Source organism: Pedomonas sp. (assembly GCF_036515995.1).
In the GTDB taxonomy this organism is placed as follows: Bacteria; Pseudomonadota; Alphaproteobacteria; order Sphingomonadales; family Sphingomonadaceae; genus Pedomonas.
The window spans coordinates 36,060-59,576 of record NZ_DATBUP010000015.1; the positions used below are offsets into that span (position 1 = coordinate 36,060).

At 62.8% G+C, this 23,517-nt stretch carries 16 protein-coding genes; 9 read left to right on the top strand and 7 right to left on the bottom strand.

Going from position 1 to position 23,517, the window contains the following annotated elements; translation table 11 throughout:
* Positions 1-6: 6 nt before the first annotated feature.
* The 3 genes from VIG90_RS01615 to VIG90_RS01625 all read right to left on the bottom strand — a co-directional run bounded on the left by VIG90_RS01615 (position 7) and on the right by VIG90_RS01625 (position 5,327).
* Positions 7-2,955 (bottom strand): TonB-dependent receptor domain-containing protein, encoded by a 2,949-nt coding sequence (locus VIG90_RS01615; protein WP_331591667.1) that lies wholly within the window; start codon positions 2,953-2,955, stop codon positions 7-9.
* A 204-nt stretch (positions 2,956-3,159) separates the two neighbouring features.
* Positions 3,160-4,764, bottom strand: a complete 1,605-nt coding sequence (locus VIG90_RS01620) for an MFS transporter (protein WP_331591669.1) — start codon at positions 4,762-4,764, stop codon at positions 3,160-3,162.
* A 122-nt stretch (positions 4,765-4,886) separates the two neighbouring features.
* Positions 4,887-5,327 carry a nuclear transport factor 2 family protein gene (locus VIG90_RS01625; protein ID WP_331591670.1) on the bottom strand — a complete coding sequence of 147 codons (441 nt, stop codon included), beginning with the start codon at positions 5,325-5,327 and terminating at the stop codon, positions 4,887-4,889.
* A 464-nt stretch (positions 5,328-5,791) separates the two neighbouring features.
* Here VIG90_RS01625 and ahpC point away from each other — a divergent pair, with 464 nt between their 5' ends.
* The 6 genes from ahpC (at position 5,792) to VIG90_RS01655 (ending at position 15,188) form a co-directional block, all read left to right on the top strand.
* Entirely contained in the window at positions 5,792-6,355 is a 564-nt protein-coding gene (gene ahpC / locus VIG90_RS01630) for an alkyl hydroperoxide reductase subunit C (RefSeq protein ID WP_331591671.1), read from the top strand.
* A gap of 89 nt (positions 6,356-6,444) precedes the next feature.
* Positions 6,445-8,028, top strand: coding sequence for an alkyl hydroperoxide reductase subunit F (ahpF, locus tag VIG90_RS01635; protein WP_331591672.1), 1,584 nt, complete (start codon positions 6,445-6,447; stop codon positions 8,026-8,028).
* 207 nt (positions 8,029-8,235) lie between these two features.
* Entirely contained in the window at positions 8,236-8,910 is a 675-nt protein-coding gene (locus VIG90_RS01640) for a TetR/AcrR family transcriptional regulator (RefSeq protein ID WP_331591673.1), read from the top strand.
* A gap of 102 nt (positions 8,911-9,012) precedes the next feature.
* Positions 9,013-11,199, top strand: a complete 2,187-nt coding sequence (locus tag VIG90_RS01645; protein ID WP_331591674.1) for a N,N-dimethylformamidase beta subunit family domain-containing protein — start codon at positions 9,013-9,015, stop codon at positions 11,197-11,199.
* 141 nt (positions 11,200-11,340) lie between these two features.
* Positions 11,341-13,653, top strand: a complete 2,313-nt coding sequence (locus VIG90_RS01650) for a TonB-dependent receptor (RefSeq protein ID WP_331591675.1) — start codon at positions 11,341-11,343, stop codon at positions 13,651-13,653.
* Between the two features lie 29 nt (positions 13,654-13,682).
* Positions 13,683-15,188 carry an FAD-binding oxidoreductase gene (locus tag VIG90_RS01655; protein WP_331591676.1) on the top strand — a complete coding sequence of 502 codons (1,506 nt, stop codon included), beginning with the start codon at positions 13,683-13,685 and terminating at the stop codon, positions 15,186-15,188.
* 157 nt (positions 15,189-15,345) lie between these two features.
* Here VIG90_RS01655 and VIG90_RS01660 read toward each other — a convergent pair whose 3' ends face one another.
* Complete coding sequence (locus VIG90_RS01660) at positions 15,346-17,889, bottom strand: TonB-dependent receptor (RefSeq protein ID WP_331591677.1); 2,544 nt, start codon at positions 17,887-17,889, stop codon at positions 15,346-15,348.
* A 917-nt stretch (positions 17,890-18,806) separates the two neighbouring features.
* On the opposite strand from VIG90_RS01660, the gene VIG90_RS01665 reads away from it, so the two are divergent.
* The 3 genes from VIG90_RS01665 (at position 18,807) to VIG90_RS01675 (ending at position 21,879) form a co-directional block, all read left to right on the top strand.
* Entirely contained in the window at positions 18,807-19,565 is a 759-nt protein-coding gene (locus VIG90_RS01665) for an SDR family oxidoreductase (RefSeq protein WP_331591678.1), read from the top strand.
* A gap of 120 nt (positions 19,566-19,685) precedes the next feature.
* Positions 19,686-20,864, top strand: a complete 1,179-nt coding sequence (locus VIG90_RS01670) for an MFS transporter (protein WP_331591679.1) — start codon at positions 19,686-19,688, stop codon at positions 20,862-20,864.
* 100 nt (positions 20,865-20,964) lie between these two features.
* Positions 20,965-21,879 carry a formylglycine-generating enzyme family protein gene (locus VIG90_RS01675; protein ID WP_331591687.1) on the top strand — a complete coding sequence of 305 codons (915 nt, stop codon included), beginning with the start codon at positions 20,965-20,967 and terminating at the stop codon, positions 21,877-21,879.
* A gap of 96 nt (positions 21,880-21,975) precedes the next feature.
* Here VIG90_RS01675 and VIG90_RS01680 read toward each other — a convergent pair whose 3' ends face one another.
* The 3 genes from VIG90_RS01680 to VIG90_RS01690 are packed head-to-tail and all read right to left on the bottom strand — an operon-like array spanning position 21,976 to position 23,398.
* Positions 21,976-22,422 (bottom strand): nuclear transport factor 2 family protein, encoded by a 447-nt coding sequence (locus tag VIG90_RS01680; RefSeq protein ID WP_331591680.1) that lies wholly within the window; start codon positions 22,420-22,422, stop codon positions 21,976-21,978.
* Positions 22,423-22,442: 20 nt separating this feature from the next.
* A complete protein-coding gene (locus VIG90_RS01685; RefSeq protein WP_331591681.1) occupies positions 22,443-22,925 on the bottom strand; it encodes a nuclear transport factor 2 family protein in 483 nt (160 codons plus the stop codon).
* A gap of 26 nt (positions 22,926-22,951) precedes the next feature.
* On the bottom strand, positions 22,952-23,398 hold the full coding sequence (locus VIG90_RS01690; RefSeq protein ID WP_331591683.1) for a nuclear transport factor 2 family protein: 447 nt from the start codon (positions 23,396-23,398) through the stop codon (positions 22,952-22,954).
* Between the last annotated feature and the right edge of the window lie 119 nt (positions 23,399-23,517).

Genomic DNA, 23,517 nt, shown 5'->3' on the forward strand with positions numbered 1-23,517 from the left:
TAAGACTTAGAAGCGGACGCTGACGCCGGCGTAGAAGCTGCGGCCGATCACGTCGTAGGTGCTGGCCTCGGTGGTGCCCGGCACGCCGTTGACGATCAGCGGGTCCTTGTCGAACAGGTTGTTGATGCCGAAGCGCAGCTTGTACTGCTCGCCCAGGTCAAGCGTCGAGTAGAGGTCGAACAGGCTGTAGGAGCCAACGCCCGGGGTGGTGGCGTTCGGGTTGGTGACCGTGGCCACCGCCTTCATGCCGTCCAAGTACCGCCAGCGCAGGCCAAGGGTGAACTGCTCGTCCGCGTAGGCGAGGCTGGTCACGGCCTTCCACTTGGGCAGCGAGCCCGGGTTGCTGGTGGAGACGCTGCCGACGGTTCCGGCATAGTCGTACCACTTGGCTCCCGGCACGGTCTGGATCTTGAAGCTGTCCAGATAAGTGATGACCGTGTTCAGGCTCAGCGTCTTGCTGGACGAGAAGCCCACCGCATCAAGGCCGATGCGCCAGTCGAACTGGAAGTCGACGCCGCGCGTCTTGTAGCCGCCCAGGTTCAGCGTCGGCTGCTGCACGTTGCTGATGCGGCCGGTGTTCGCATCGCGGCTGATGTTCTGGCAGAAGAAGTTGTCCGGATCGAAGCCCGGGTTGGAGCCATCGACGTTGAAGCACTTCTGCACGCTGTTCTGCGAGGAGACGACGCCGATCGCGTCCTTCACCCGGATGTCGTAGAAATCAACCGACAGCGCCACGTTGGAGAGCCATGCGCTCTCGAACCGCGGGTTGAAGGTGAAGCCCACGGTCACCGTGTCGGCCTTCTCCGGCTTCAGGTCGGTGTTGCCGACGCTGGTCGCGTCCGCATCGTCCTGCAGGTTGACGAAGTTGTCGATCACCGCAGTCGGCACGCCCTGCGACAGGCACAGCGCCCGCACCGCATCGGCGTTGGCGCCGGTGCGCACCGGGTTGGCGGTGGAGCAGTAGTCGCCCATGCCCTGATCCGGACGGCCCAGCGTCGGGGTCGAGCCCGAGGGCGCCACGAACAGCTCGCCCACCGACGGCGCACGCACCGCGCGGGCATAACCGCCGCGAATGCGCAAGGCGTCGGTCACGGCCCAGTTGCCGTCCGCCTTGTAGGTGTGAACGCTGCCCGCCAGATTGTAGTCGGAGAAGCGGTAGCCCAGGCTCACGTCGAACTGCTGGATGAGCGGCAGGTCCGCCAGCACCGGCAGCAGCGCCTCGGCGTACAGCTCTTTCACGTTGCTCGAACCCCGGCTCGGGCCGGTGTAGGGCACGCCCACCACGTCACCGGCCTGCAAAATGGCGTCCGGCGTCGTTGAATAGCTGTTGCGCCGCCAGCCCGCGCCGGCCGCGAAGCGGGCCTCGCCTGCGGGCAGGTTGAACAGGTGGCCCTGCACGTTGGCTTCCACCACGTCCTGCTTGAGGATGGTCTCCTTGGTCGGCGCGGCAACGAGGAAATTGTAGCAGTCGTCGGAAAGCGTGGTCACGCCGAACGGATTGTAGCCGCCCTCGCAAATGCTCTGGCCGCCGTCCGCCGCGCTGGTGAGCGCGGAGAGCGAAGACTTCAGCACCGAGCCCGGAGAGGTCTCGCTGATCTTGGTGCGGCCGTGGGAGGCATAGACTTCCCAGGTGCCGTCAATCGCTGCCAGCGCGCCGCGTGCGCCGCCCAGCACCTGATAGACGTCGAACTCGCGCAGGGTCGCGCGCGGCCCGGCCTCGTAGAAGCGCTTCTCCAGCGTCAGGTTGGCGTTCGGGTTGTTGCGGGAGGCGAGCAAGGTGCGCAGGTCGTCCGGAATGAACGGGTTGCTGACCGGAATGCTGAGCGAGGTGTTGCCGGACTCCACCAGAATGGTGGTGTCGTAATTGGCGTAGTTGAACTGGGTGAACACCGTCACGTCGTCGGTCACGTCGTATTCGGCGCGGCCGTAGGCGGTGTAGCGCTCCATCGGCGCTTGCAGCGTCAGGAACACGTTGGGGTTATTCACCTGGCTGCCCGTGTTGTAGAGCAGGCCGTTCTGCGAGCCGCCGTAGTTGTAAACGCCGTTGCTGGCGCTGAACAGCGAACCGTCCGCATTGAAGCTGAGGCCCGAGTTGCCGGTCACGCTGCCCGGGGCAACGCCGTAGCCGCCGAACACCGCATCCAGCGCCGCCTGGCTGGCCGGGTTGCCGTTGGAGACGAACACGCCGGTCGGCAGGCGCAGGTCGGTGCCGCCTTGATGCTTGCGGAAGAAGGCGCGGGAATTGAAGTCGATGGTGTGGCGCTTCGACCAAGAGCCCGAGACCACCACGCGGCCCCGGTCGTCGGCGAATTTGGTGCCCAGCGTCGCGCTCAGCTCGGTGCTGCCGCCGTCGCCTTCACCCGCAAGGTTCTGGTAGGCATCCAGCTGAATGCCTTCAAAATCGCGCTTGGTCTTGATGTTGACCACGCCCGCCACGGCGTCCGAGCCGTAAACCGCAGACGCACCGCCCGTGATCACTTCCACGCTCTCGATCAGCGCCGAGGGGATGGTGTTCAGATCCACCACCTGCTGGGTGTCTGACGGCTGGAGGCGGCGGCCGTCCAGCAGCACCAGGTTGCGGAAGCTGCCCAGGCTGCGCATGTTCAGGGTCGCCTGACCCGTCGAGCCGTAGCCGGTCTTGGTGGCGTTGTCGCCAAGGCCGAACTGCGGCAGCTGGCCGAGGGACTTCTCCAGCGTCAGCTCGCCGGTATTGGCCACCACGTCAGCGCTGACGGTGGTGATGGGGGATTCCGAGACGAAGTCGCGCCGGGAAATGCGCGAGCCCGTCACGACGATCATGTCCTGATTGTCCTGCGCGCTCTGCTCGGCGGCCGTCTCGGCAAAGGCCGGGGCCGTCAGCGGCAGCAGGGACGCGCTCAGCGCCAAGGCTGCAATGCGCTTTGCGGTGACCGAACGCGGCGAACGCGAAGGCTGAAAATCAACACTCTCACTCATGAGACTCAACTACCCACCTGTTGTCTTACACGACTCAATTTGTAGAGATTTAATAGGGGTAGGGCCGTAACGCGGCAATACGGAACGCTCCCCCGGTGGGCTAGAAGTTGTTGCAGGTCTGACAGATTTTCTTTTGCTGAGAGAAATCAGGGCGTTGTACGCAACATTGTTGCGCGCGCAGCGGTTTTCCCTAGTCTGCTGCCCCTAGTCCAGATCTCGGCCGGCCGTCTCCGGCATCCAGATCAAAGCCGCTACCAACGCCAGCGCCACCATGCCGACCGGGTACCACAGACCGGAGAACGGATTGCCCGTGCTCACGATGATCAGCTGGCTGATGAAGGGCAGGAAGCCGCCGAAGTAGCCGGTGCCGATGTTGTACGGGATGGACAGCGAGCTGTAGCGCACGCGGGAGGGGAACATCTCGGTCAGGAGCGCGGCCGAGCCGCCGAACGTCAGCGCCGCCAGCGAGCCGAGAATGAGAATGGCCGCCATGATGACCAGCGTGGCGCGCGGGGTCAGCTCCACCGTCTCGAAGGAGTAGCCCGCCGCCGTCAGCGCGGCCTTCAGCCCTTCGCCAGAGGTATCCGCCACCCGCTCGCCGCCCACGGTGACCAGCGCCTCAGGGCCTTGCATCTTGGTGTAGTGCACGTTCAGCTTGGCCACCCGGTCGAGCAGCGCCCCGCACGCGGTCTCCTGCGTGCTGGTGAACGGGTTGAAGCTGCAGTCCGGCCCTTCCACCACGATCGGCGCGCGGCGGCTGGCCTCGGCCAGCGCCGGGTTGGCCTCGTTGGAAACCCAGTGGAACAGCGGGAAGGTCAGCAGCAGCGCGCCGACGTAGCCCAGCAGGATCAGCGGCTTGCGGCCCACCTTGTCGCTCAGCCAGCCGCAGAAGATGAACATGCCGAGCCCGGCGAACGCGCCAAGGCCCACCATGGCCTGCGCCGTATTCTCATCCACCCTGAGGGCGTTCTGGAGGAAATACAGCATCTGGAACATGGAGGTGTACCAGATGACCGTGGTGCCGGCCATCAAGCCGAACAGGGCCACCATGATCATCTTGAAATTGCCCGGCGCGCGGAAGGCTTCCTTCAAGGGGTTCTGCACCACCTCGCCCTTGGCCTTCATCTTCTGGAAGACCGGGCTTTCGTGCAGCATCAGGCGGATCCAGATGGAAATGCCCAGCAGCACCAGTGAGAACAGGAACGGCACGCGCCAGCCCCAGTCGTTCCACGCCTCCTCGCCCACCGCATAGCGGGTGCCGATCACGGCGAGGATCGAGAGCACGAAGCCCGCGCCGACGCTGCCCTGAATGAAGCTGGTGTAGAAGCCGCGCTTCTTCGGCGGGGCGTGCTCGGCCACATACACGGCCGCGCCGCCGAACTCGCCGCCCAGCGCCAGCCCCTGCAAGATGCGCAGCGTCACGATGATGATGGGGGCGGCAACGCCGATAGTGGCAAAGCTCGGCACGAGGCCGACGCCCGCCGTTGCCACGCCCATGATCACGATGGTGGCAAGGAAGGTGTATTTGCGTCCGAACTTGTCGCCGAGGTAGCCGAACACCACCGCGCCCAGCGGCCGGAAGCCGAAGCCGATGGCGAACGAGGCCAGCGCCAGCAGGAACTGCAGGCTGGCGTTGTCGGTCGGGAAAAAGAGGCGGCCGATGATACCCGCAAGGGTGCCGTAGATGAAGAAATCATACCACTCGAACACGGTCCCGAGCGTCGAGGCGAAAACCACCAGCTTCTCGCGCCTGTTGCCGTCTTCCGGCCCGCCCGCTTCCGTTTCCGCCGCCTGCACCGCTGCACCCATGGCACTCTGCCCCCTTGCACCCAACCTGCCAGCGGTAACCGGCACATCCGGCAGGCATCAAGCGGGCGGTGGCCTATCGTCCGCCTTGCGGATAATCGGGCCGCCTCCCGCTTCGCTGGGGCTTACGGCATCATTCCCGGCGGGGTGTTGTAGGTCCAGCTCATCTGCTCGTAGCGGTGGGCGATGCGCCAGCCGTCCAGCGTGCGCACAAGCTCGTCATTGTACCAGAGGCCGACGAAGAACACGCGCTCCTGCCCCTCGTGCTCCATCACCATGGGGTTGAACAGGATGGTGCGGGCCTTGGCGCGGTCCCCGTCAATTTGCAGCCGCGTGGTGGTGGAGAGGTGCTGGAAGGCGGGGAACCGGGCCATGGCACCGGCCAGATACTCCTTGATCTCGGCCACCGTGCCCCGCGCGCCGCCCGCCTCTGAGTAGTCAATGATCGCATCAGCCGTGAACACGTTGTCCAGTGCATCCCAGTCACGGTCGTCGATCGCATAGGCGTAGCGGGTGATCAGATCCTGAATCTCGGCCCGGTCGGACAGTTCCTGATGAGACAGCATGGTTTCCTCCCCTTAGGTTTTATGAGCTTGGGCGTGAGGATGCGCTGCAAGAGGTCCCTTGCCAACTCACTGACCTGTCAGGATTCGGGGGCCAGGATTCGGAAGGCGGGCCTGCGCTGCCCCAGGGGGCATGACGAATTTCGGCCGGGGAAATTCAGTTGGGGCGGGGAAAGATAACCCGGCCGGGACGTATGATGGAAAAATCTCGTGCCGGGGGCGCTCCGGCACGGTGTCCAGTCTCGTATGCGTCAAAGCGTAGCACTGCGCGTAAGCGGGGCCCGTCCCCATGTGTAGGTTGGTGCGGCAGCGGCACAAAACGGCCGGGAATGTTCAATCCGTTTTGTGAAGCGGTCGACTGATCGAGTTTATCGATATTTAAGTCGATTTAAATCAATTTTGATATTGGTTGCGACCCTGCTACACCACAATCCGTTGAGTCAACCAAACCAATAAAGGGAACTCTCATGGCGCTCATTAACACCGAGATTAAGCCGTTTTCCGCGACCGCGTACAAGGACGGCAAGTTCGTCGACATCACCGATGCCGACGTGAAGGGCAAGTGGGCCGTCTTCTTCTTCTATCCGGCTGACTTCACCTTCGTCTGCCCGACCGAGCTGGAAGACCTGGCCGACAACTACGAGACCTTCAAGCAGCTGGGCGTCGAGATCTTCGCCGTGTCGACCGACACTCACTTCTCGCACAAGGCCTGGCACGACACGTCGCCGGCCATCGGCAAGATCAAGTTCTACATGGTTGGCGATCAGTCCGGCAACATCACCAACAACTTCGACGTGATGCGCCCGGGCGTCGGCCTGGCTGACCGCGGCACCTTCGTGGTGGACCCGGACGGCGTGATCCAGGTCATGGAAATCACCTCGGAAGGCGTTGGCCGCAACGCTGCTGAGCTGCTGCGCAAGATCAAGGCTGCTCAGTACGTTCGCAACCACCCGGGTGAAGTCTGCCCGGCGAAGTGGGAAGAGGGTGAGAAGACCCTCGCTCCGTCGCTCGACCTCGTCGGCAAGATCTAAGCCGAACAAGGTTTCGCTTCCGGCGCCGGGTCAAACCGGCGCCGGGGGCACCCCATCTTCACAGTATCTGTTCAAGGGGACCGATTATCATGTTGGACGCAAACCTCCAGGCACAGCTGAAAGCCTACCTTGCCAATGTCTCGCAACCGGTCGAGCTGGTCGCGTCGCTTGATGACGGTGCCAAGTCCAAGGAACTGGAAGAGCTGCTGCAGACCATCGCCGGGCTCAGCGACAAGCTGACCTACGTCCGCGCCGATGACGATGCACGCAAGCCCTCGTTCCTGATCCGCCGCGCCGGAACCGACATTTCGGTCCGCTTCGCCGGTATTCCGCTGGGTCACGAGTTCACCTCGCTGGTGCTCGCGCTGCTGCAGGTGGGTGGCCACCCGCCCAAGCTGAGCGATGACGTGATCGAGCAGATCCGCAATCTGGACGGCGATTTCGAATTCGAGGTCTTCTTCTCGCTCTCGTGCCAGAACTGCCCGGACGTGGTGCAGGCGCTGAACCTGATGAGCGTGATCAACCCGCGCATCCGCGCTACTTCCATTGACGGCGCACTGTTCCGCGAGGAGGTGGAGAGCCGCAAGGTCATGGCCGTGCCGAGCATCTTCCTGAACGGCGAGCCGTTCGGTCAGGGCCGCATGGACGTGGAGCAGGTCCTCGCCAAGCTCGACACCGGCGCGGTCGCCCGCGCGGCCGAGAAGATCGCCGCCAAGGAGCCGTTCGACGTGCTCGTGGTCGGCGGTGGTCCGGCCGGCGCCGCCGCTGCGGTCTATGCCGCCCGCAAGGGCATCCGCACCGGCGTGGTGGCCGAGCGCTTCGGCGGTCAGGTGCTCGACACCATGGCCATCGAGAACTTCATCTCCGTTCCCTACACCGAGGGTCCGAAGCTGGGTGCTGCGCTTGAGCAGCACGTGAAGGAATATGATGTGGACATCATGAACCTTCAGAAGGCGGCCAAGCTCATCCCGGCCTCGCAGCCCGGCGGCTATGCGGAAGTGCAGCTGGAAAGCGGCGCGTCGCTGAAGGCCAAGACCATCATTCTCTCCACCGGCGCACGCTGGCGGCAGATGAACGTGCCGGGCGAGGACGAGTACCGCAACAAGGGCGTTGCCTACTGCCCGCACTGCGACGGCCCGCTGTTCAAGGGCAAGCGCGTTGCGGTCATCGGCGGCGGCAACTCGGGCGTCGAGGCGGCGATCGACCTGGCGGGCATCACCGCGCACGTCACGCTCATCGAGTTCGACAGCAAGCTGCGCGCTGACGAGGTGCTGCAGCGCAAGCTGAAGAGCATGCCGAACGTGACCATCATCACCTCGGCTCTGACGACCGAAGTGCTGGGTAATGGCGACAAGGTTGTGGGCCTGACCTACAAGGACCGCAACAACGACACCGAGCACAAGCTCGACCTGGAAGGCATCTTCGTCCAGATCGGTCTGGTGCCGAACACCGAGTTCCTGACCGACACGGTGGCGCTGTCTCCGCGCGGCGAGATCCAGGTGGACGATCGCGGCCAGACCTCGGTGCCGGGCGTGTTCGCCGCGGGCGACGCGACGACCGTGCCGTACAAGCAGATCGTCATCGCCATGGGTCAGGGCGCAACCGCCGGTCTCTCGGCGTTCGATTACCTGATCCGTCTGGCTCCGGCGGAAAAGGCCGTCGAGGCCGCCTGATAGAAGACAGGAAGGGCAGGGGGCGCATCGCTCCTTGCCCCCGACAGACAAAGACCGGCAGGCGGATCCGCCTGCCGGTTTTTTTGTGCATGCCTGCCGGGTAGAAACATCGCAGTGGGGGGCTGCCAGCGCCTGCTTGACAGCATCGCCGCGACCGATCACTAAAAGGACAAATGTCCATTTAAAGTGTTTTTTGATGGGTCGGATATGAGCAAGTCACAGGGCGTCCAATCCGGCGCTTCCGCAAGAGGGGCACAGCGTCCGGGCGGGCGTACCGAACGGGTGCGAAAAGCGGTCGCGACGGTGGTGCTGGAGTTTCTCCAGACCGGCATGATCGATTTCAGCGTTCAGGACGTGGCGCAGAAGGCGGGCGTTGCGAGATCAACGCTCTACGCGCGCTGGCCGACGCGAGAGGCGCTGATCACCGAGGCGTTGACCGTCCACAGCCTGGACTTCAAAATCGTCACCGGCAGGAACTGGCAGGAGACTCTGCGCAACTTCGCCTTCTCGTTCCGGGATTTCTCCCTCCAGCCGGCGGAGATCGCCATCAATTCCCTCGTCGCCTATTCCCGAGGCGGGTTCATCACCCAGGAGACGCAGCGCATCTGGAGCGGCATTACCAGTTCACTGTCCGTGCATCTGGAGGACGCTCAGAAAAACGGAGAAATCCGCAGCGATGTCTCGCCGCAGACGATCGTCGTCTCTCTCATGACATGTATCAGCGGGCTTGTGGTTCTGGCCAAAAGCCCGCCGTCGGACGCATTCATCGAGGAGCTGCTGGAGATTCACCTGAAGGGCTGCTTGAACCCCAAAGCTCCCGTTTCGGCAAGCGCAGTGATGCCGGGCAAAGGCGCGACGGCAAAGACAAAGCGATCGGGATGAGAGCGGCGCATTCCCTCTGAAATTAAGGGTTCCAGTAAGCGGGTTGAGACGCAACCGGGGAAGTAGCGGGTCGCCAGTCGGTAAACCTTAAAGGAGGTAGCGATGCGGATTGTTGGTTATACCGATCAATGGGGCGTACGCCCCGGCCAAAGCGTTGGGCTCCATGTCAGTTGCCGGTCCGAAAGCTTCCATGCATCGGTTGTTCGGCTGCGGCACGGAGACACCAATCCGGCCGGGCCGGGCTTTCGGGCGACGTCGGTCCCGTCATGCATCGACGGGCGATACAAAGCGCAATGGCACGATGTCCCTGCCGGTTCTTTCGCGTGTGTCGACGAACCCGATCAGCTTCTCAATTCATCGGCGGCAACTCTGGCGGTCTGGATCTGTCCGACAGCGCCCGGCGGCGCGCAGCAAACCATTGTGTCGCGGGAGGCCGCCGGCTTCAGCCTGTTCCTCGATGCAGACGGGCGAGCCGGCATATCAGTCGGTTCTGCAAGGGCGAGCGTGACTTCGGCGCTGCTGGCTCACCATTGGTATATGCTGGTCGTTCGGCTCGACCGATCGGCGCGTGCGGCCGAGTTGCATGTCTTGGCGCGGGACAGGTGGCCGGGCTTCCCTGGCGTTGACGGAGCCTCGATGGAACTGGGAGCCATCGGCACGTGGCAGGGCCCGCTGCTGATCGCCGCGCAGGCGACGGTCGGGGGCACTGCCAGCCACTTCAACGGGAAAATCGATTCTCCGGCAATTTATGACACATGGTTGTCGGACGAAGCCGTGACGGCGCTGTTCAGCGGTGTATTCCTGCTGGAACCTGTCGCAGCCTGGGATTTCAGCGCGGATCACGCCAGCCTTGAAATTCCCGACAGGGCAGGGGGGCACACGGCCCGCCTCGTCGGCATGCCGACCAGAGCGGTGACCGGACGCCGATGGACCGATGGTGGCCTCAGCCCAGCCGAGCAGCCCCGGCATTACACCGCAATTCATTTCCATGATGACGATCGTGACGATGCGGGCTGGCCTGAGGTGCTCCGGTTGCCCATCCCTGACAGCCTTGCGAGCGGCATCTACGCATTTCACGTGCAAACGGAAAAGGGCGATGAAGACTATATTCCCTTCTTCATACTGCCGGCCCGCGCAGGCCCATATTCATCCGTTGCTTTTCTGGCTCCCACATTCAGCTACCTGGCCTATGGCAATGCCCATGTCGAGGATCGGTTCCTGAAGGATCCGACGCTCGGCCTTGCCTTTCCTGACGCGGCGCGTCTGTATCCTTCTCAGGAGCAGGATCGCTACATTCTGGAGCAGGGCCTCCACAGCAGCTATGATCTGCATTCCGATGGCAGCGGTGTCGCGTATGTTTCACGCCTGCTCCCGCAGGTGCACTTCCGGCCGAAAGTTCATTTCCAGTTCCTCCGGTCCCTCCAGGGCAGCCCTCACCAGTTTAACGCAGACCTCCACCTTGTTGACTGGCTGACCGAGAAGTCTTTCGATCATGACGTCATCACAGATGAGGCGCTGCACCTCGAAGGCGTCGATCTACTGACGCCCTATCAGGTGATCGTGACCGGAACGCATCCCGAGTACTGGTCCGGTGCCATGCTGGATGCGCTCCAAGCCTACCTGAACGATGGCGGGCGCGTCATGTACCTCGGGGGCAACGGCTTCTTTTGGGTGACGAGCATGCATCCCAGTGCGCCCCACGTGCTTGAAATCCGGAAATGGGGCGGAACGCGCGCCTGGGACGCCCTGCCGGGCGAGCGTCATCACTCCACCACCGGCGAGCTTGGCGGTTTGTGGCGCAACAGGGGGCGGCCTCCGCAAAAGCTGGTCGGCGTCGGTTTCACGGCGCAGGGCATGGATATCAATGCCGCGTACCGCCGCACGGAGGAAAGCTATGGCGAACTCGGTTTCTTATTCGACGGTATAACAGGCGATGTCTTCGGTGATGTCCCATCGCTGGTGATGGAACACGGCGCGGCAGGGTTCGAGATCGACCGGATCGATCCGGCTCTGGGGTCACCCCCGGCGACCACCTGCCTGGCCCGGTCGTTCGGACACAGTAAGAGTTACCGGCTCGCGGTGGAGGAGTTGCTGGCAACCCACGCCGGCACCGGGCCGGAGAACCCGCTGGTACGCGCGGACATCGCCTACGTGAGCTATCCGGGTGGTGGGGCAGTCTTCTCGACTGGCTCCATCAGTTACTGTGGTTGCCTGTCCTACAATAATTATGACAACGACGTCTCCCGTCTGACGGAGAATGTCCTGCGCCATTTCCTGAACTCAAGCTAGGGCGTGCCCGAAAGCAGGGGTGCATGCGGCCGTGAGATAGCGCCTCGGCCCCTGCTGCAAACCGCCTGAACAAACGCAGCCATTTCCAGGGGAAGTCAGCAGCCGCAGTTGGTCGCAACTGCGGAACAGGGGGATTTTTGCATGAAGAGAATTGTCAAACACGCGGCCCTGTGCTGCGCCGCCGCCTTGCCGGCGACTATGCTGCCGCCCGTCATTTCCAGCGCCTGCGCAGCGCAGGGCACTGCTGCCACTGCCGGCCTGGAGGAAATCATCGTCACTGCGCGGCGAACGGCGGAATCACTTCAGGATACGCCGGTCGCTGTGACGGCCTTGTCGTCGGCAGCGCTTGAGCAGCGCAATGTCCAGGACGTCAGCGCAATTCCGCAGCTCGTCCCCAATCTCTCGCTGTTCCAGCAGGCGGCCAGCCCGACCGCAGCATCCGTCTTCATTCGCGGCGTAGGCAACAGCGAGCCTTCCTCTGTCACCGAACAGGGGGTGGGCATCTACCTGGACGGCGTGTTTATCGCCCGATCTGGCGGCGCGATTTTTGACCTGGTCGATCTTGAGCGCATCGAGGTATTGCGCGGGCCCCAAGGCACTCTTTTCGGCCGCAACACGATCGGCGGCGCGATACAACTCATCTCGAAGAAGCCCGCCGATGAACCCGGGCTGGAGGCCAAGGCCGGTTACGCAAGCTTCAGCGAATGGTACGTGCGCGGGCGGATCGACACCGGCCATATCGCGGACACGCCGATCAAGGCGTCACTGGTTTACCAGCACCGTCAGCGCGACGGTTACGTCGACAATCTCCTGAGGCCCGGCAGCCGCGATCCGGGCGCCATCAACGGTGATGCAGTCTCCTTCTCCCTGCGCGGTGACTTCGACACGCTCACGATCGACTATACCTTTGATTATAATGACCGTCGCAACGTGCCTCCCTATTTCCAGACGATTGCGGCCACCCAGGACGTGATCGACTATTTCAGCAAATCGCCTCTTTTCGGCGGAGATCCGTTTGTTGTCGGCCCCAATCGCCGCGGCGAAGGGCGGCAAATCGGTTTCGTGGATCAGAAGGGCCGAGATCGGGTGGACTCCCGCGCCAAGGTTCGGGGGCATGCGCTGGCAGCTGAGCTGGCGGCCAGCGATAGCCACACCCTGAAATCGATCAGCGCCTACCGGAAGTTCAACCAGAGCACGATCATGAATCTGTCTGGGCAGGGCAACCTGCTCGGCGTCGTCCTTGATCCAGTAACATTTGAACCGGCAGGGATCGCCCCGGTGAACCTGTTCAACGGCAACGGAGAGGAGAAGCAGTGGCAGTTCAGTCAGGAACTCCAGGCTCTCGGGCAGTTTGACGAATGGAACTATGTTCTGGGAGCCTATTATTTTTATGAAAAGGCTTCCGAGTTCAATCCGCAGCCGCTGACGGTCGCCTTGCCGGGAGGGCAGGTCGGGCTCAACCTGTCGCCGATCTCGGCCTTCGGTGGCACGGCCAGATCAATTGCGGCATTCGGTCAGGCAAGCTTCCGCCCGGCGGCGCTTGAAGACAGGCTCGAGCTGACGGGGGGACTGCGGCACACCTGGGATAGAAAGACGATCTTTCTGGCTGGAGACCGGACCGGGACAGGCGAGGCTGATTTTACCAACCTGTCCTGGCTCGCGTCGGCAAGTTATGATCTCGCCGAGGACGCCATGGCCTATGCCCGTGTTTCAACCGGCTACCGTTCGGGCGGTTTCAGTCCGCGCTCCGAGACGATCATGCCGTTTCAGCCGGAAAAGGTTACCGCTTATGAAGCGGGTCTCAAAGCCGAGTTCTGGCAGCGCCGCGTTCGGGCTAACGTGGCTGTCTTCCACACGGATTTTCGAAATCAACAGATCAGCCAGTTCGCCGCAGGCTCGGGAGGGGCCAGTTCCGAGGTTGTCAATGCTGGCAAGGTCGCGCTGCGAGGCCTCGAGGCTGAGATTGCGGCAACCCCGATCAGAGGGCTGACCTTCAACGGGTCGGTGGGTGTCGTTGATCCGGACTACAAGACATACCTCTACCGCGACCCGCTTACGAACGAATTGATCAACATTGCAGACGAGGTAAGGCCGCCCAGCACGTCCAAGTTCAATGCCCACGCCGGTGCGGAATATTCAGAGATGACCGCTTTGGGCCACCTCTCGGTGCGGATTGATTATGCCTACCGCAGCACGGTGTACTGGTTCGCGATCGACCGGACGACACCATTCAACCGGGATATCCGCTCGCGGCCAGATCACAATCTCTTCGCTCGCATTGCGCTTTCCGAAATCGATCTCGGCCATGGGCGTTTGGAAGTCGCCGCGTGGGGGGACAATCTGACGAACCAGAAGAACATCGACTTTGGCATTGACTTTGGCGAGCTCGGCTTTGCGGGCGCATCATACAAGAAGCCGCGCAGCTTCGGTCTGGACGTCAAGATCACTTACTGAGCGTCCGGAGATCAGCAGGGTAGGTTCTCATGAACCAGAGGACCTACCCGATGACCTTGCAGGACGCGGCTTGGGGAGATGGAAAAATGAAGTGCGAGAAGCAGGGCGGACTGACCAGACGGAGTGTCGTTACCAGCGGTGCCGGCATGCTGCTGGCGGCCGGGACTGCCGGCGGCTGCGTGCGCCGGGACAGGGGCGCAGAGGAGGACAGGCGGGCAACGAGCGTCCATGATATTTACGACCGGGGTCTTGTTCCCATCGATCGTAGCGGCTGGACCCGTCCGGAGGGGGTAACCGCACCGTATCCCCCGCTTGAGCGGAGCCTGAATGCCGACGTCGTTGTCGTGGGTGCGGGACTGGCGGGCAGCTCGCTTGCTCTTCATCTGGCGGAGGCAGGCGTGAAGGTTGTCGTGCTTGAAGCCCGTCAGCCGGGCTGGGGCGCGTCGGGCCGCAATGCCGGCCACGTTTTGCCGATCCTCAAGGATTTGAAGGTGCTGGAGCGCTTTCCCGATCAGGGCAAGGCGTTCATCGAGATCTTCCGCGAGCATCATACAATTCCGTTCGACCTCTCCCAGAAGCATGGCATCGAGTGCGATGCCGTCCGCTCGGGGTATCTGAACGCCATGACCGGGCAGGCGGACTTTGACGATTTTCGCGAGAAATCCGCCTATCTCGAAAAAATGGGATTTCAGAAGGTTGTCCCGCTGCGCGGCGAGGACATGAAGGCGATGACCGGCACCGGCTATTACCCCTTCGGCGTGCTTTATGAAAATGGCGGGCGGGTCAATCCCTACCTTTTCACCAACGGGATGATTGCCGCCGCCGTCAGGCTGGGCGCCGTCGTGCATGGCGACAGCGAAGCGCTGAAGCTCCTGCCTGCCGGCGCTCGCTGGCGGGTCGAGACGGAAAGGGGTGATGTGACTGCGGACCGGGTCGTCTTTTGCACCAATGCCTATCCGAACGGCATCGTCCCGGATTTTGAACGCTGCTTTTACCCGCTGACCGCCTATGCGCTGGCAACCCAGCCGCTGCCTGACGAGGCCTTGGCCCGCATCATGCCCGGCGGCGCGACGCTTGCGCAGGTGCCCGTTGATCTCAACCCGCTGGTGAAGGATCGCCACGGCCGGCTTATCCTGTCGTCGATCCCGTCGGTTTCAAGGCCGGAGGATGCCGCGTGGCATTTTCAGAGCCAGCTGGGCTGGATCCACAAGGTCTGGCCGGAGACAAGGGAGATGAAGATACGCCTTGGCCAGTACTGGACCGGGCGTGTTGCGATGCGTGACAAGGAATTTCCCGGCGTCTTTGACATGGGCAAAGGCGTCCTGGGTCTCATGCACTTCAATGCATGGGGCAATGTCATGGCCCCGCTGATGGGCAGGCTCCTGGCGGAAGGCATCGCAGGCGACCGGCTGGACGCCTTGCCTTTCCCCCTGGAAAAACCGCAGCCTGTCTCCAGCCCGGGCAAGCAGGAATTCCTGATACGGCATCTGCTGATCCCGGCAGCCAGGTTCGGCCAGAGGATCGGCCTCATCTAGGCCGTGTGCGTCAAGCAGACCGGCTGAATATTTTTAAAAAAGAGGCGCGGAAGGGAAATCCCTTCCGCGCCCACAGGGAAGCAAACGGCTGGTTTTGCAGTCTGCTGGAGAAGCTCGTGGCGGGGCGATCCACCAGCGGCAGATCGCCCCGTTCTGCTTAGAAGCGATACCGCAGCGAGAAGCCGTACATGCGCGGCTCGCCATACATGCTGTTGGTGAAGCCGATCGCCTGGTTGTAACCGGCATAGGCAGAGATGCGGTACAGCTTGTTGGTCACGTTGGTCATGAAGAAGCGTGCATCAACCGGCGCGCCCATCACGCTGTTCCACTCCACCGACAGGTTGAGGAGGCCGTAGGAGTCGATCCAGACATACGGATCGTCGTTCGGCGTCGTCGTTGACGAATGGTAGATCTTGTCGTTCCAGGCATAGTTCACGTTGCCAACCAGCGTGCCCAGATTATCGCCGAGCGGCTGCTCGTAGCGGGCGTTCAGGTTGAATTGGTTCTTCGGCACGTAGCCATAGGGAATGCAGGACAGATCAGCGCGTACGAACTGGCCCGGCGTGAACGGCACGGCGAGCGGGCCGTCGCAGCTGTCGACCGTGCGTACCAGCGGGTCGGCCTGCACGTCGAGGTGGAACTCCTTGTACTTGCCCTCGGTGCGCGAATAGTTGGCCGACAGGGTCAGGCGATCCGTCGGACGGATCATGGTCTCGATTTCAACGCCGCGCACCCGCGCCTTTTCCGCATTGAATGTGATCGAGCCCTGATCGAGCCCGGTCGAATTCAGCCCGCCGTTGGGATAGTTGTCGGCGGCAGCGCGCTGCAGGTCGCTGTAGTCGAGGTGATAGGCCGAGACGTTGAAACGCACCGGCATGTCGGCCACGTAGAAGTCGGCCTTGGCGCCGATTTCGTAGTTGGTCACATATTCCGGATCATAGGTCAGTGCCTCGGGGCGCGGTGCGGTGGCGTTGAAGCCGCCGGCCTTGTAGCCGCGGGTCACCTTGCCGAACACCAGCACCTTGTCGGTCACCTTGTAGTCAAGGCCCACGTTCCAGGTGATTTCCTCATAGCTCCGCTTTGCCTCGGCAACCGGCAGAACCGTGAAGTTGCCCGAGACGCGCTCGCCGCGCACCCGGTCCCAGGTGTTGCGGATGCCGCCCGTGATCGACAGGCCGTCCAGAGCCGGCGATACCACATCCAGGTCGATCGTCGTCTGGCCATAGATCGCGATGCTGCGGGTCTTGGTGCCGAAGTAGGTCCCGACGCTGTAGCTGGCCGCGTTGAACGATCCCATGCCCTCAAGCCCTTCAGGCTTGTGGTTGGAATAGAAGCCGCCGAGCACGAGGTTCACGCGCCCGTCGAGGAAGTTGCCCTGCAGCTGCGGCTCTTCGGTGATCAGGCTGGTGTTGGAGAAGCGCATGGCCGCGCCGGCCGGCGCGATGTCTTCATAGCCCTCCGGCATGAAGCCCGGCAGCTGCGCCATGATCGGCAGGAAGCTGCCGTCCAGGTCCCAGGCGTACTGCTGCTTCATCCGCTGGTAGCCGAAGATGTTGCGGAAGGTCAGGTTGTCGTTCAGCGTGATGTCGAGCGTGTCGATGACGCTGAAGACGCTGAGGCGCGAGAATTGGTCGGTGTTGAGCGCGGTCTGGCGCGGCCCGAGGCTCTTCATGTAGGCCTCGATCGCCTGGCCGACCTGAGGCCCGAACATGGTTGCCGGGTTCATCGGGTTGAACGCCGGATTGTAGAGCGAGTTCGCCATCAGGTTGGCGAGATTCAGCGTGTTCGGGTTGATCTCGTCAAGAATGATGCCCGAGCCGTTGTCGTGCGACTTGGAGTAGTAGGTGACGAGGTAGTTCTTGATGTTGTCGGTCGGCTCCCACAGCACGCCGACGCGGGCGGTCCACCAGTTCTTGTCGTCGTAGTCCTTGCCCTTGAAGCCCGCGCTCGGGCCAGTGTGCTCCAGCACATAGCCGAACGGGCCCGGACCTGCGTCCTTGGTGAAGCCGTCGCGCTTCATGTACTTGCCGGCGACGCGAATGGCGAGCCGGTCGGTCAGCGGAATGTTGAGCGCGCCTTCGATCTCGCGATCGTCGTAGTTGCCGATCTGGCCCTGGACATAGCCGCCCAGTTCATAGGTCGGGCGCTTCGGCCCGAGCAGCAGCGCGCCGCCGGTCGTGTTCTTGCCGAACAGCGTACCCTGCGGGCCGCGCAGCACCTGGAGCGATTCCAGATCAAAGAAGCTGCCCGGTGCGCCCTGGTTGGACATGATGGTGCCTTGAATGAGCGGCACTTCGGCAAAATAGTTCACCACGCCGACGGGCGCGAGATAGGTCTGGCCCTGGCCGCGGATGGTCACGGTCTCGGCGCTGCGCTGGGTGCCGTTGGCACCGATCATCACCGAGGGGACCATGCCGAGTAGGTCCTGCGCCGTCGTGATGTTCTGCTCGCGCAGCATTTCCGCGTTCATGGCCGTGATGGCCACCGGCACGTCCTGAATGGCTTCCTCGCGGCGGTTGGCGGTCACCACGATCTCGTTGAACGTGATACCGCCCTCCGCGGCCGGTTCAGCCGGAGCGGCCGCCTGATCCTGTGCCTGTACTGCACTTGCGGACGCAAAGGCGGTCAGCATGGTGCCGCTCAAAAGAATGGACTGTGCGATGCCTTTGAGCCCGGTATTTGGTCTGCTGACGGAAAACATTTCCCTCTCCCCTGAATTGCCCCGATGCCGATTATTTTTGATATGGCAGTGAAGCGTGGTTTGCTGCTGATCCGTGCGCGCTTCGCCGAAATGGCCGGAAACCGGCCGAGGGCCCCGCTGCACGGATCTCCCGATAATGGCGCTTGGCTTCTCGACGCGCTGAAAGGCGCGACAATGCCATGTGCTCTGATGCGTCGATTATGCAGAGAATCCCTCAGGCCAGCAGTGCTGGGCCCGGAGTTGCGGCACAGGCGCCAAACCCCAGCCTGGGAGCGGCATCTGTTCTAGCAACAGAATTCTCATCCGCCTTCGTGCCCGGATATGGGGCGGCGGTGATGCACGACATGAAACTGACAAGGACGCTACGCCGCGAAGAATGACTCAACATGCAATATTCCTTCGTTACGAACGCAAGGTACTGCTTGGGTGATGCGCATTGTCAGCTTGCAAAGCCGACTGACCCGTTCAAAATCAAACCCGATGGCTGCGAGCTGCCACACGGCGTCCACCTTCTCCCGCCCTGTGCGGTTTAAGTGGGACGTTATAACTAAAGTGGCTGTCGCCGCATTGAAGTCTCCCCCGCTCTGTTCTTTTGTAAATATTTACTCACTACATAAGGCGGCTTTATCAATCCGTCGAGATAGAAATGCATGCACCAGCAAATTGCGTGGTCGTGTTTGGCTCTGTGTGCGGCAAAGATGTCACATCAGGGGGGGTTGTGGCATAATCCGTAAAAAGCGCGCAGGATAACTGCGCAAGCGACATTCTGCGGCGGCTTGGTGCACGAATTGCTGGCGTGATGCGATAATTGACCGTACAGAAAACCGTTGGATCTCCCTTGAAGCGTGGCCTTGCCCGTTGCCTCGCTCCTGGGGGCGCCGTAGGCTCCGGAACAGCAGAGAATGAGGGGAAGTGCAATGTCGGATGGTTGGTTCACCGGTAAGGTCGCGCTCGTCACAGGTGCAAGCGCGGGCATCGGCCGTGCAACGGCTCTGGGATTTGCGCGCGAAGGCGCGAAGGTCGTCGTGTCTGACGTGAACGTTGCCGGCGGCGAGGAAACCGTCGCCCTGATCAAGCAGAACGGCGGCGAGGCGATTTTTGTCCGCGCGGACGTGAGCAAGGAAGCCGAGGTCAAGGCGCTGGTGGATGCCACCGTTGAAGCCTACGGCCGGCTGGATTGCGCGTTCAACAACGCCGGCGTCAACGACATCCGCAAGGACGAGTGGGACGAAGACGTTTTTGACTTCAGCCTCGCCATCAATCTGAAGGGCGTCATGCTCTGCATGAAGCATGAGATCGAGCAGATGCTGAAGAACGGCGGCGGTGCCATCGTCAATACCTCGTCCATCAACGGACTGGTGGGCAATCCGGGCCAGCCGGCGTATTCGTCGAGCAAGCATGGCGTCATCGGTCTCACCCGCACGGCGGCGCTGCGCTATGCCCGTCAGGGCGTTCGCGTGAACGCGGTCTGCCCCGGCGTGATCGAAACCGCGATGACCCAGCAGATTCTCGACATCAACCCGGAATACCGGTCGGTCATGGAATCGCTTGCTCCCATCGGCCGCTTCGGTCAGCCGGAGGAAGTGGCGGACGCCGTGCTGTGGCTGTGCTCCAGCCGGGCCAGCTTCGTCACCGGCCACCCGCTGGCGGTAGACGGCGGCGCGGTCGCGCAATAACGGCAGGCCTGCAAGATTATCTGAGGCGGGGACAACAACAGCAGCGCGGGGCCTCATGCCCCGCACCCGCTTCAGAGGAGATACAGCAGCACTGTGTAAGCTCCGGGGAGGGACGCTCGCATGAAACTGGAAATCCGCGCGCCGGGCAAGGCGGCCATCGTTCTGTATGGCATCCTCAGCGCCCTTGCCACCGGGGCGATCGTCCCCGTTCTTCCGTTCATCGATCAGGAATTCGGCACGCCGGACAACAGCGTGCTCGTCAAGATGGTACTCACTGCCCTTGGCGTCGGCACGCTGCTAGGCGCACCGCTTGGCGGCTATCTGGCAGACCGGCTCGGCCTGCGCGTCGTCATGCTGTGGTCCGCCATCGGTTGTGGCATCGCCGGGTGCGCGGTGCTGTTCAGCACCGGGCTGATGCAGGTGCTGGTGGCGCGGTTTCTCATCGGGGCCATGCTGGGCGCGTTCGGCTCGGCCATGGTCGCGGCCATCGGGCAGGCGTGGGAAGGCAATCAGCGGGATCGCTGGCTCGGGATGATGATGGCCATCGGCACGTTGTCCCTTCTGATCATCAGCCCGCTCACCGGCGCTCTGGTGGATCTGGGCTGGCGCAACGCCTTCCTGCTCTACGCTGTTGCGTTCCCGCTGGCGGTTTCGGTGGTGCTCGGCTTCAGCCGTCATCGCCCTGAGCCCTCGCAGAGCCAGACGGCGGCACAGGACGCGGGCGGCCTGCCGGTGTTCGAGTTGGCCATGCTCGGTATCATCGCAGGCAGCATCAGCACCGGTTCGGCCATGTACACGCCCTTCCTGTTTCAGGAACTGGGCGTGTCCACCGCCAAGGGCATCGCGGTGTTCTCGCTGGCCAGCGCGGTCATGGTGGGCGTTGCGGGCTTTGCCTACGGTCCGGTGCGCCGCAAGCTGAGCCTGACGCAGATTTTCGTCATCGGTCCCATCCTGTGCTGCATCGGCCTCGGGCTGGCCGCCGTGTCCGGCAGCGCCGTCGTTGCGGCGCTGTGCCTTGCGGTGCAGGGTCTGGGCATCGGTCTGGTGCTGCCCAGCCTCAACGTGCACGCCATTCAGAAATCGCATCAGGGCAATCGCGGCCGTGCCGTCGGAATCGTGCGCGGTGCGATGATGATCGGCCCGTTTCTCGTGCAGTTTGCGCTTGAGCCGCTCTCCCTCCGGGGCGGGCCGAGCCTTGCCCTGCTGGCACTGGCCACGGCCAGCGGTATATTTGCAGTCGTGCTGGGTCTTCTGAAGGTGGGTGCAGCGCCGCAGGCCGCACCGCACGCGGCGGAATAAGCAATGACAAGATCTGGAACTTTGTATTCTTGGGGAGTTTGTTATGGCGTCTCCTGCCGGTGCTGAAACGCTGAGGGAAAAATCCGCCGCCCATGACGGCATGGTGCGCGTTGAAGGCGGCACGTTCTGGATGGGGTCAGACGCCCATTATCCTGAAGAGGGCCCCGTTCATCAGGTAAGCGTCGACAGTTTCTGGATCGACGCCACCCCCGTCACCAACCGTGAGTTCGCCCGCTTCGTGGCGGAGACCGGCTACGTGACCGTTGCCGAGATCGCGCCCGATCCCGCCGAGTATCCGGAGGCTGATCCGGCGTTGCTGCAACCGGGCTCGTCCCTGTTCGTGCGGCCCTCGGCCCCGGTGCCGCTGCACGATCCCTTCGCCTGGTGGCAGTTCGCGCTCGGCACCAGTTGGCGGCGGCCGTGGGGCCCGCAGAGCAGCCTTGAGGGGCTGGAGGATCACCCGGTCGTTCACATCGCCTACCCGGATGCGGAAGCCTATGCCACGTGGGCGGGCAAGAGCCTGCCGACAGAGGCCGAGTGGGAATATGCCGCCCGCGGCGGGCTTGACCGCAAGGCGTTCGCGTGGGGTGATGAACTGCACCCCGAGGGCAAGATTCTGGCCAACACCTGGCAGGGCAGCTTCCCGTTCGAGAACACGCTGGCGGATGGCTTCGAGCGCACTTCGCCGGTCGGAACCTACCCGGCGAATGGCTATGGCCTCTACGACATGATCGGCAACGTTTGGGAGTGGACGGCGGATTGGTATCTGGAGCGCCACGCCAAGCCGGCCAAGAGCTGCTGCATTCCGCGCAACCCGCGCGGCGGCAGCGAGGCGGACAGCCGCCGTGCGGACGAGCCCGGTGCCCAGTTCGGCCGCAAGGTGCTGAAGGGCGGCTCTCACCTGTGCGCGCCCAACTACTGCCAGCGCTACCGCCCGGCCGCGCGCTACGCCCAGACCATCGACACGTCCACGTCGCACATCGGTTTCCGCTGCGTGCGCCGCATCCCGGCCTGAGCCAGTCAGAATAGAAGCTAGGAAAAGAGCCGGGGTATCGTTGCCCCGGCTCATTTTTATTCCTCCCGTATCGACGCGCTGGCGTGTCAGGCGACCTCAGCCTGCGTCAACGCGCAGGCGTGTCAGGCGAATAGTCTGGATCCTCCAGTCGCCGTTCAGCTTCGTGTAGGTCTCGTGATAGTGGCCGTAGCCGTGCAGCCAGCGGAAGGGCAGGGGCGCGCCCTCCTTCACCCACAGCTTGTCCTCCATCGCCCATACGCCCCGCGCGGAGGTAGGAGAGAGAATTTCGATTTCCGGCATGTGGCCGTGATGGACGGTCGTCACATGCTCCAGCATGGGCGCTAGGTTGGCAACGTAAGGGGCGGCGCCCCTGATCAGCAGCGCCGGGTTGTGCTCCATCGTTGAATCCCGAAAATCGGTTTCTACGTCCGGCGCGAACACCGCCTCCAGCCCGGCCCAGTCCTTGCTGTCCATGCAGCGGAAGTACCGGGCCTTCAGTGCCTGTATTTCCAGTACCGCCAAAAGCTTTTCCGTATCCGTCATCGGTCTCGCTCCCCTCCGGCTCAGCGGTAGTCGATCTTGTTGGCGCGCATCGGCGTGATGACGCCCGCATCGCGGCCATGAACGGACAGGTTCCCGATCAGGTCATTGGCAATGCGCCGCTCGACAAGCCGCCACTGACCGTCGATTTTCTCAACCGTATCCTGATAGTCGCCGCCGATAATCGGCTGAAGCGGCAGGGCGTCCGTCTGCTGGTGCACCGTCACATAGGTGCGCACGATCGCGCGAGTGTCGCTCTGCGGCTCGATGATCAGGTTGGAGAGGTAGTGCCGGGTGCGGGGCACGCCGTCGTAGAGGTAAAGCCAGTCCCGGAACATGGCGGCGGCGGTTTCCGCATTGCAGTCAGAGGCCAGCTGCCCGCTGCTGTAGATCCTGCACCGGGCAAAAAATCGGCCCAGCCCGTCGAAGTCTCCGCTGTCGAGCAGATATGGATAGGTGTGGATCAGGTTCTGAATAGCAAAATAATCTTCGGCTGAAAGCGCCATTGTCTTCTCTCCCCGTTTTTATGGGATCATTCCGCCTGCCCGATGCCGAGCGCCTCGAGCGTGCCGGTGATGATCGGTGTTTTCTTGGTGCGGTGGGTCATGCGCCAGCCGTCGGCTGTGCGTTGCCAGCGGTCGAGATATTCGCCGGAGCTGGACATGAAGAGGTGCGCCCGCGCGCCATGGCCGATGTGCATGTCGCGGATGTAGCACCGGCTCTCGGCCGTATCGCCGTCAATGCTCACCCTGACGTTGCCGATCAGATGCTGGGTCGGCCCGCAATTCCCGAGAAAATGGCTGAACAGTGCGACGAACCCGCGGCGTCCCACAATTCTCTCGCCCGTGCCGAAATCGCCATCGGCGTCTTCGGTTAGAATATGATCGAGCGCCTCCCAGTCACGCTGGTCCATGGCATCGGCCAGCGCGCAGATCTGAAGGTAGATCGCACGCTCATCCAGCAGGGTCTGAAGATCCATGCAGCGGCTCCCCTTGTCATTTCACGAGGGAGTATCAGGGGGAAAGCGGCCGGGCACAATATGGGGGCGGGCAAACCTCATACACGGGGGCGGGGTTTGGCGGGGCAGGGTTTGGCAGG

Excerpts from the sequence above, each read along its gene's own strand:
- VIG90_RS01615 (WP_331591667.1), bottom strand. The coding sequence starts at position 2,955 with ATGAGTGAGAGTGTTGATTTTCAGCCTTCGCGTTCGCCGCGTTCGGTC.
- VIG90_RS01625 (WP_331591670.1), bottom strand. The coding sequence starts at position 5,327 with ATGCTGTCTCATCAGGAACTGTCCGACCGGGCCGAGATTCAGGATCTG.
- VIG90_RS01660 (WP_331591677.1), bottom strand. The coding sequence starts at position 17,889 with ATGTTTTCCGTCAGCAGACCAAATACCGGGCTCAAAGGCATCGCACAG.
- VIG90_RS01620 (WP_331591669.1), bottom strand. The coding sequence starts at position 4,764 with ATGGGTGCAGCGGTGCAGGCGGCGGAAACGGAAGCGGGCGGGCCGGAA.
- VIG90_RS01645 (WP_331591674.1), top strand. The coding sequence starts at position 9,013 with ATGCGGATTGTTGGTTATACCGATCAATGGGGCGTACGCCCCGGCCAA.
- ahpC (WP_331591671.1), top strand. The coding sequence starts at position 5,792 with ATGGCGCTCATTAACACCGAGATTAAGCCGTTTTCCGCGACCGCGTAC.
- VIG90_RS01685 (WP_331591681.1), bottom strand. The coding sequence starts at position 22,925 with ATGGCGCTTTCAGCCGAAGATTATTTTGCTATTCAGAACCTGATCCAC.
- ahpF (WP_331591672.1), top strand. The coding sequence starts at position 6,445 with ATGTTGGACGCAAACCTCCAGGCACAGCTGAAAGCCTACCTTGCCAAT.
- VIG90_RS01680 (WP_331591680.1), bottom strand. The coding sequence starts at position 22,422 with ATGACGGATACGGAAAAGCTTTTGGCGGTACTGGAAATACAGGCACTG.
- VIG90_RS01640 (WP_331591673.1), top strand. The coding sequence starts at position 8,236 with ATGAGCAAGTCACAGGGCGTCCAATCCGGCGCTTCCGCAAGAGGGGCA.
- VIG90_RS01675 (WP_331591687.1), top strand. The coding sequence starts at position 20,965 with ATGGTGCGCGTTGAAGGCGGCACGTTCTGGATGGGGTCAGACGCCCAT.
- VIG90_RS01690 (WP_331591683.1), bottom strand. The coding sequence starts at position 23,398 with ATGGATCTTCAGACCCTGCTGGATGAGCGTGCGATCTACCTTCAGATC.
- VIG90_RS01670 (WP_331591679.1), top strand. The coding sequence starts at position 19,686 with ATGAAACTGGAAATCCGCGCGCCGGGCAAGGCGGCCATCGTTCTGTAT.
- VIG90_RS01655 (WP_331591676.1), top strand. The coding sequence starts at position 13,683 with ATGAACCAGAGGACCTACCCGATGACCTTGCAGGACGCGGCTTGGGGA.
- VIG90_RS01650 (WP_331591675.1), top strand. The coding sequence starts at position 11,341 with ATGAAGAGAATTGTCAAACACGCGGCCCTGTGCTGCGCCGCCGCCTTG.
- VIG90_RS01665 (WP_331591678.1), top strand. The coding sequence starts at position 18,807 with ATGTCGGATGGTTGGTTCACCGGTAAGGTCGCGCTCGTCACAGGTGCA.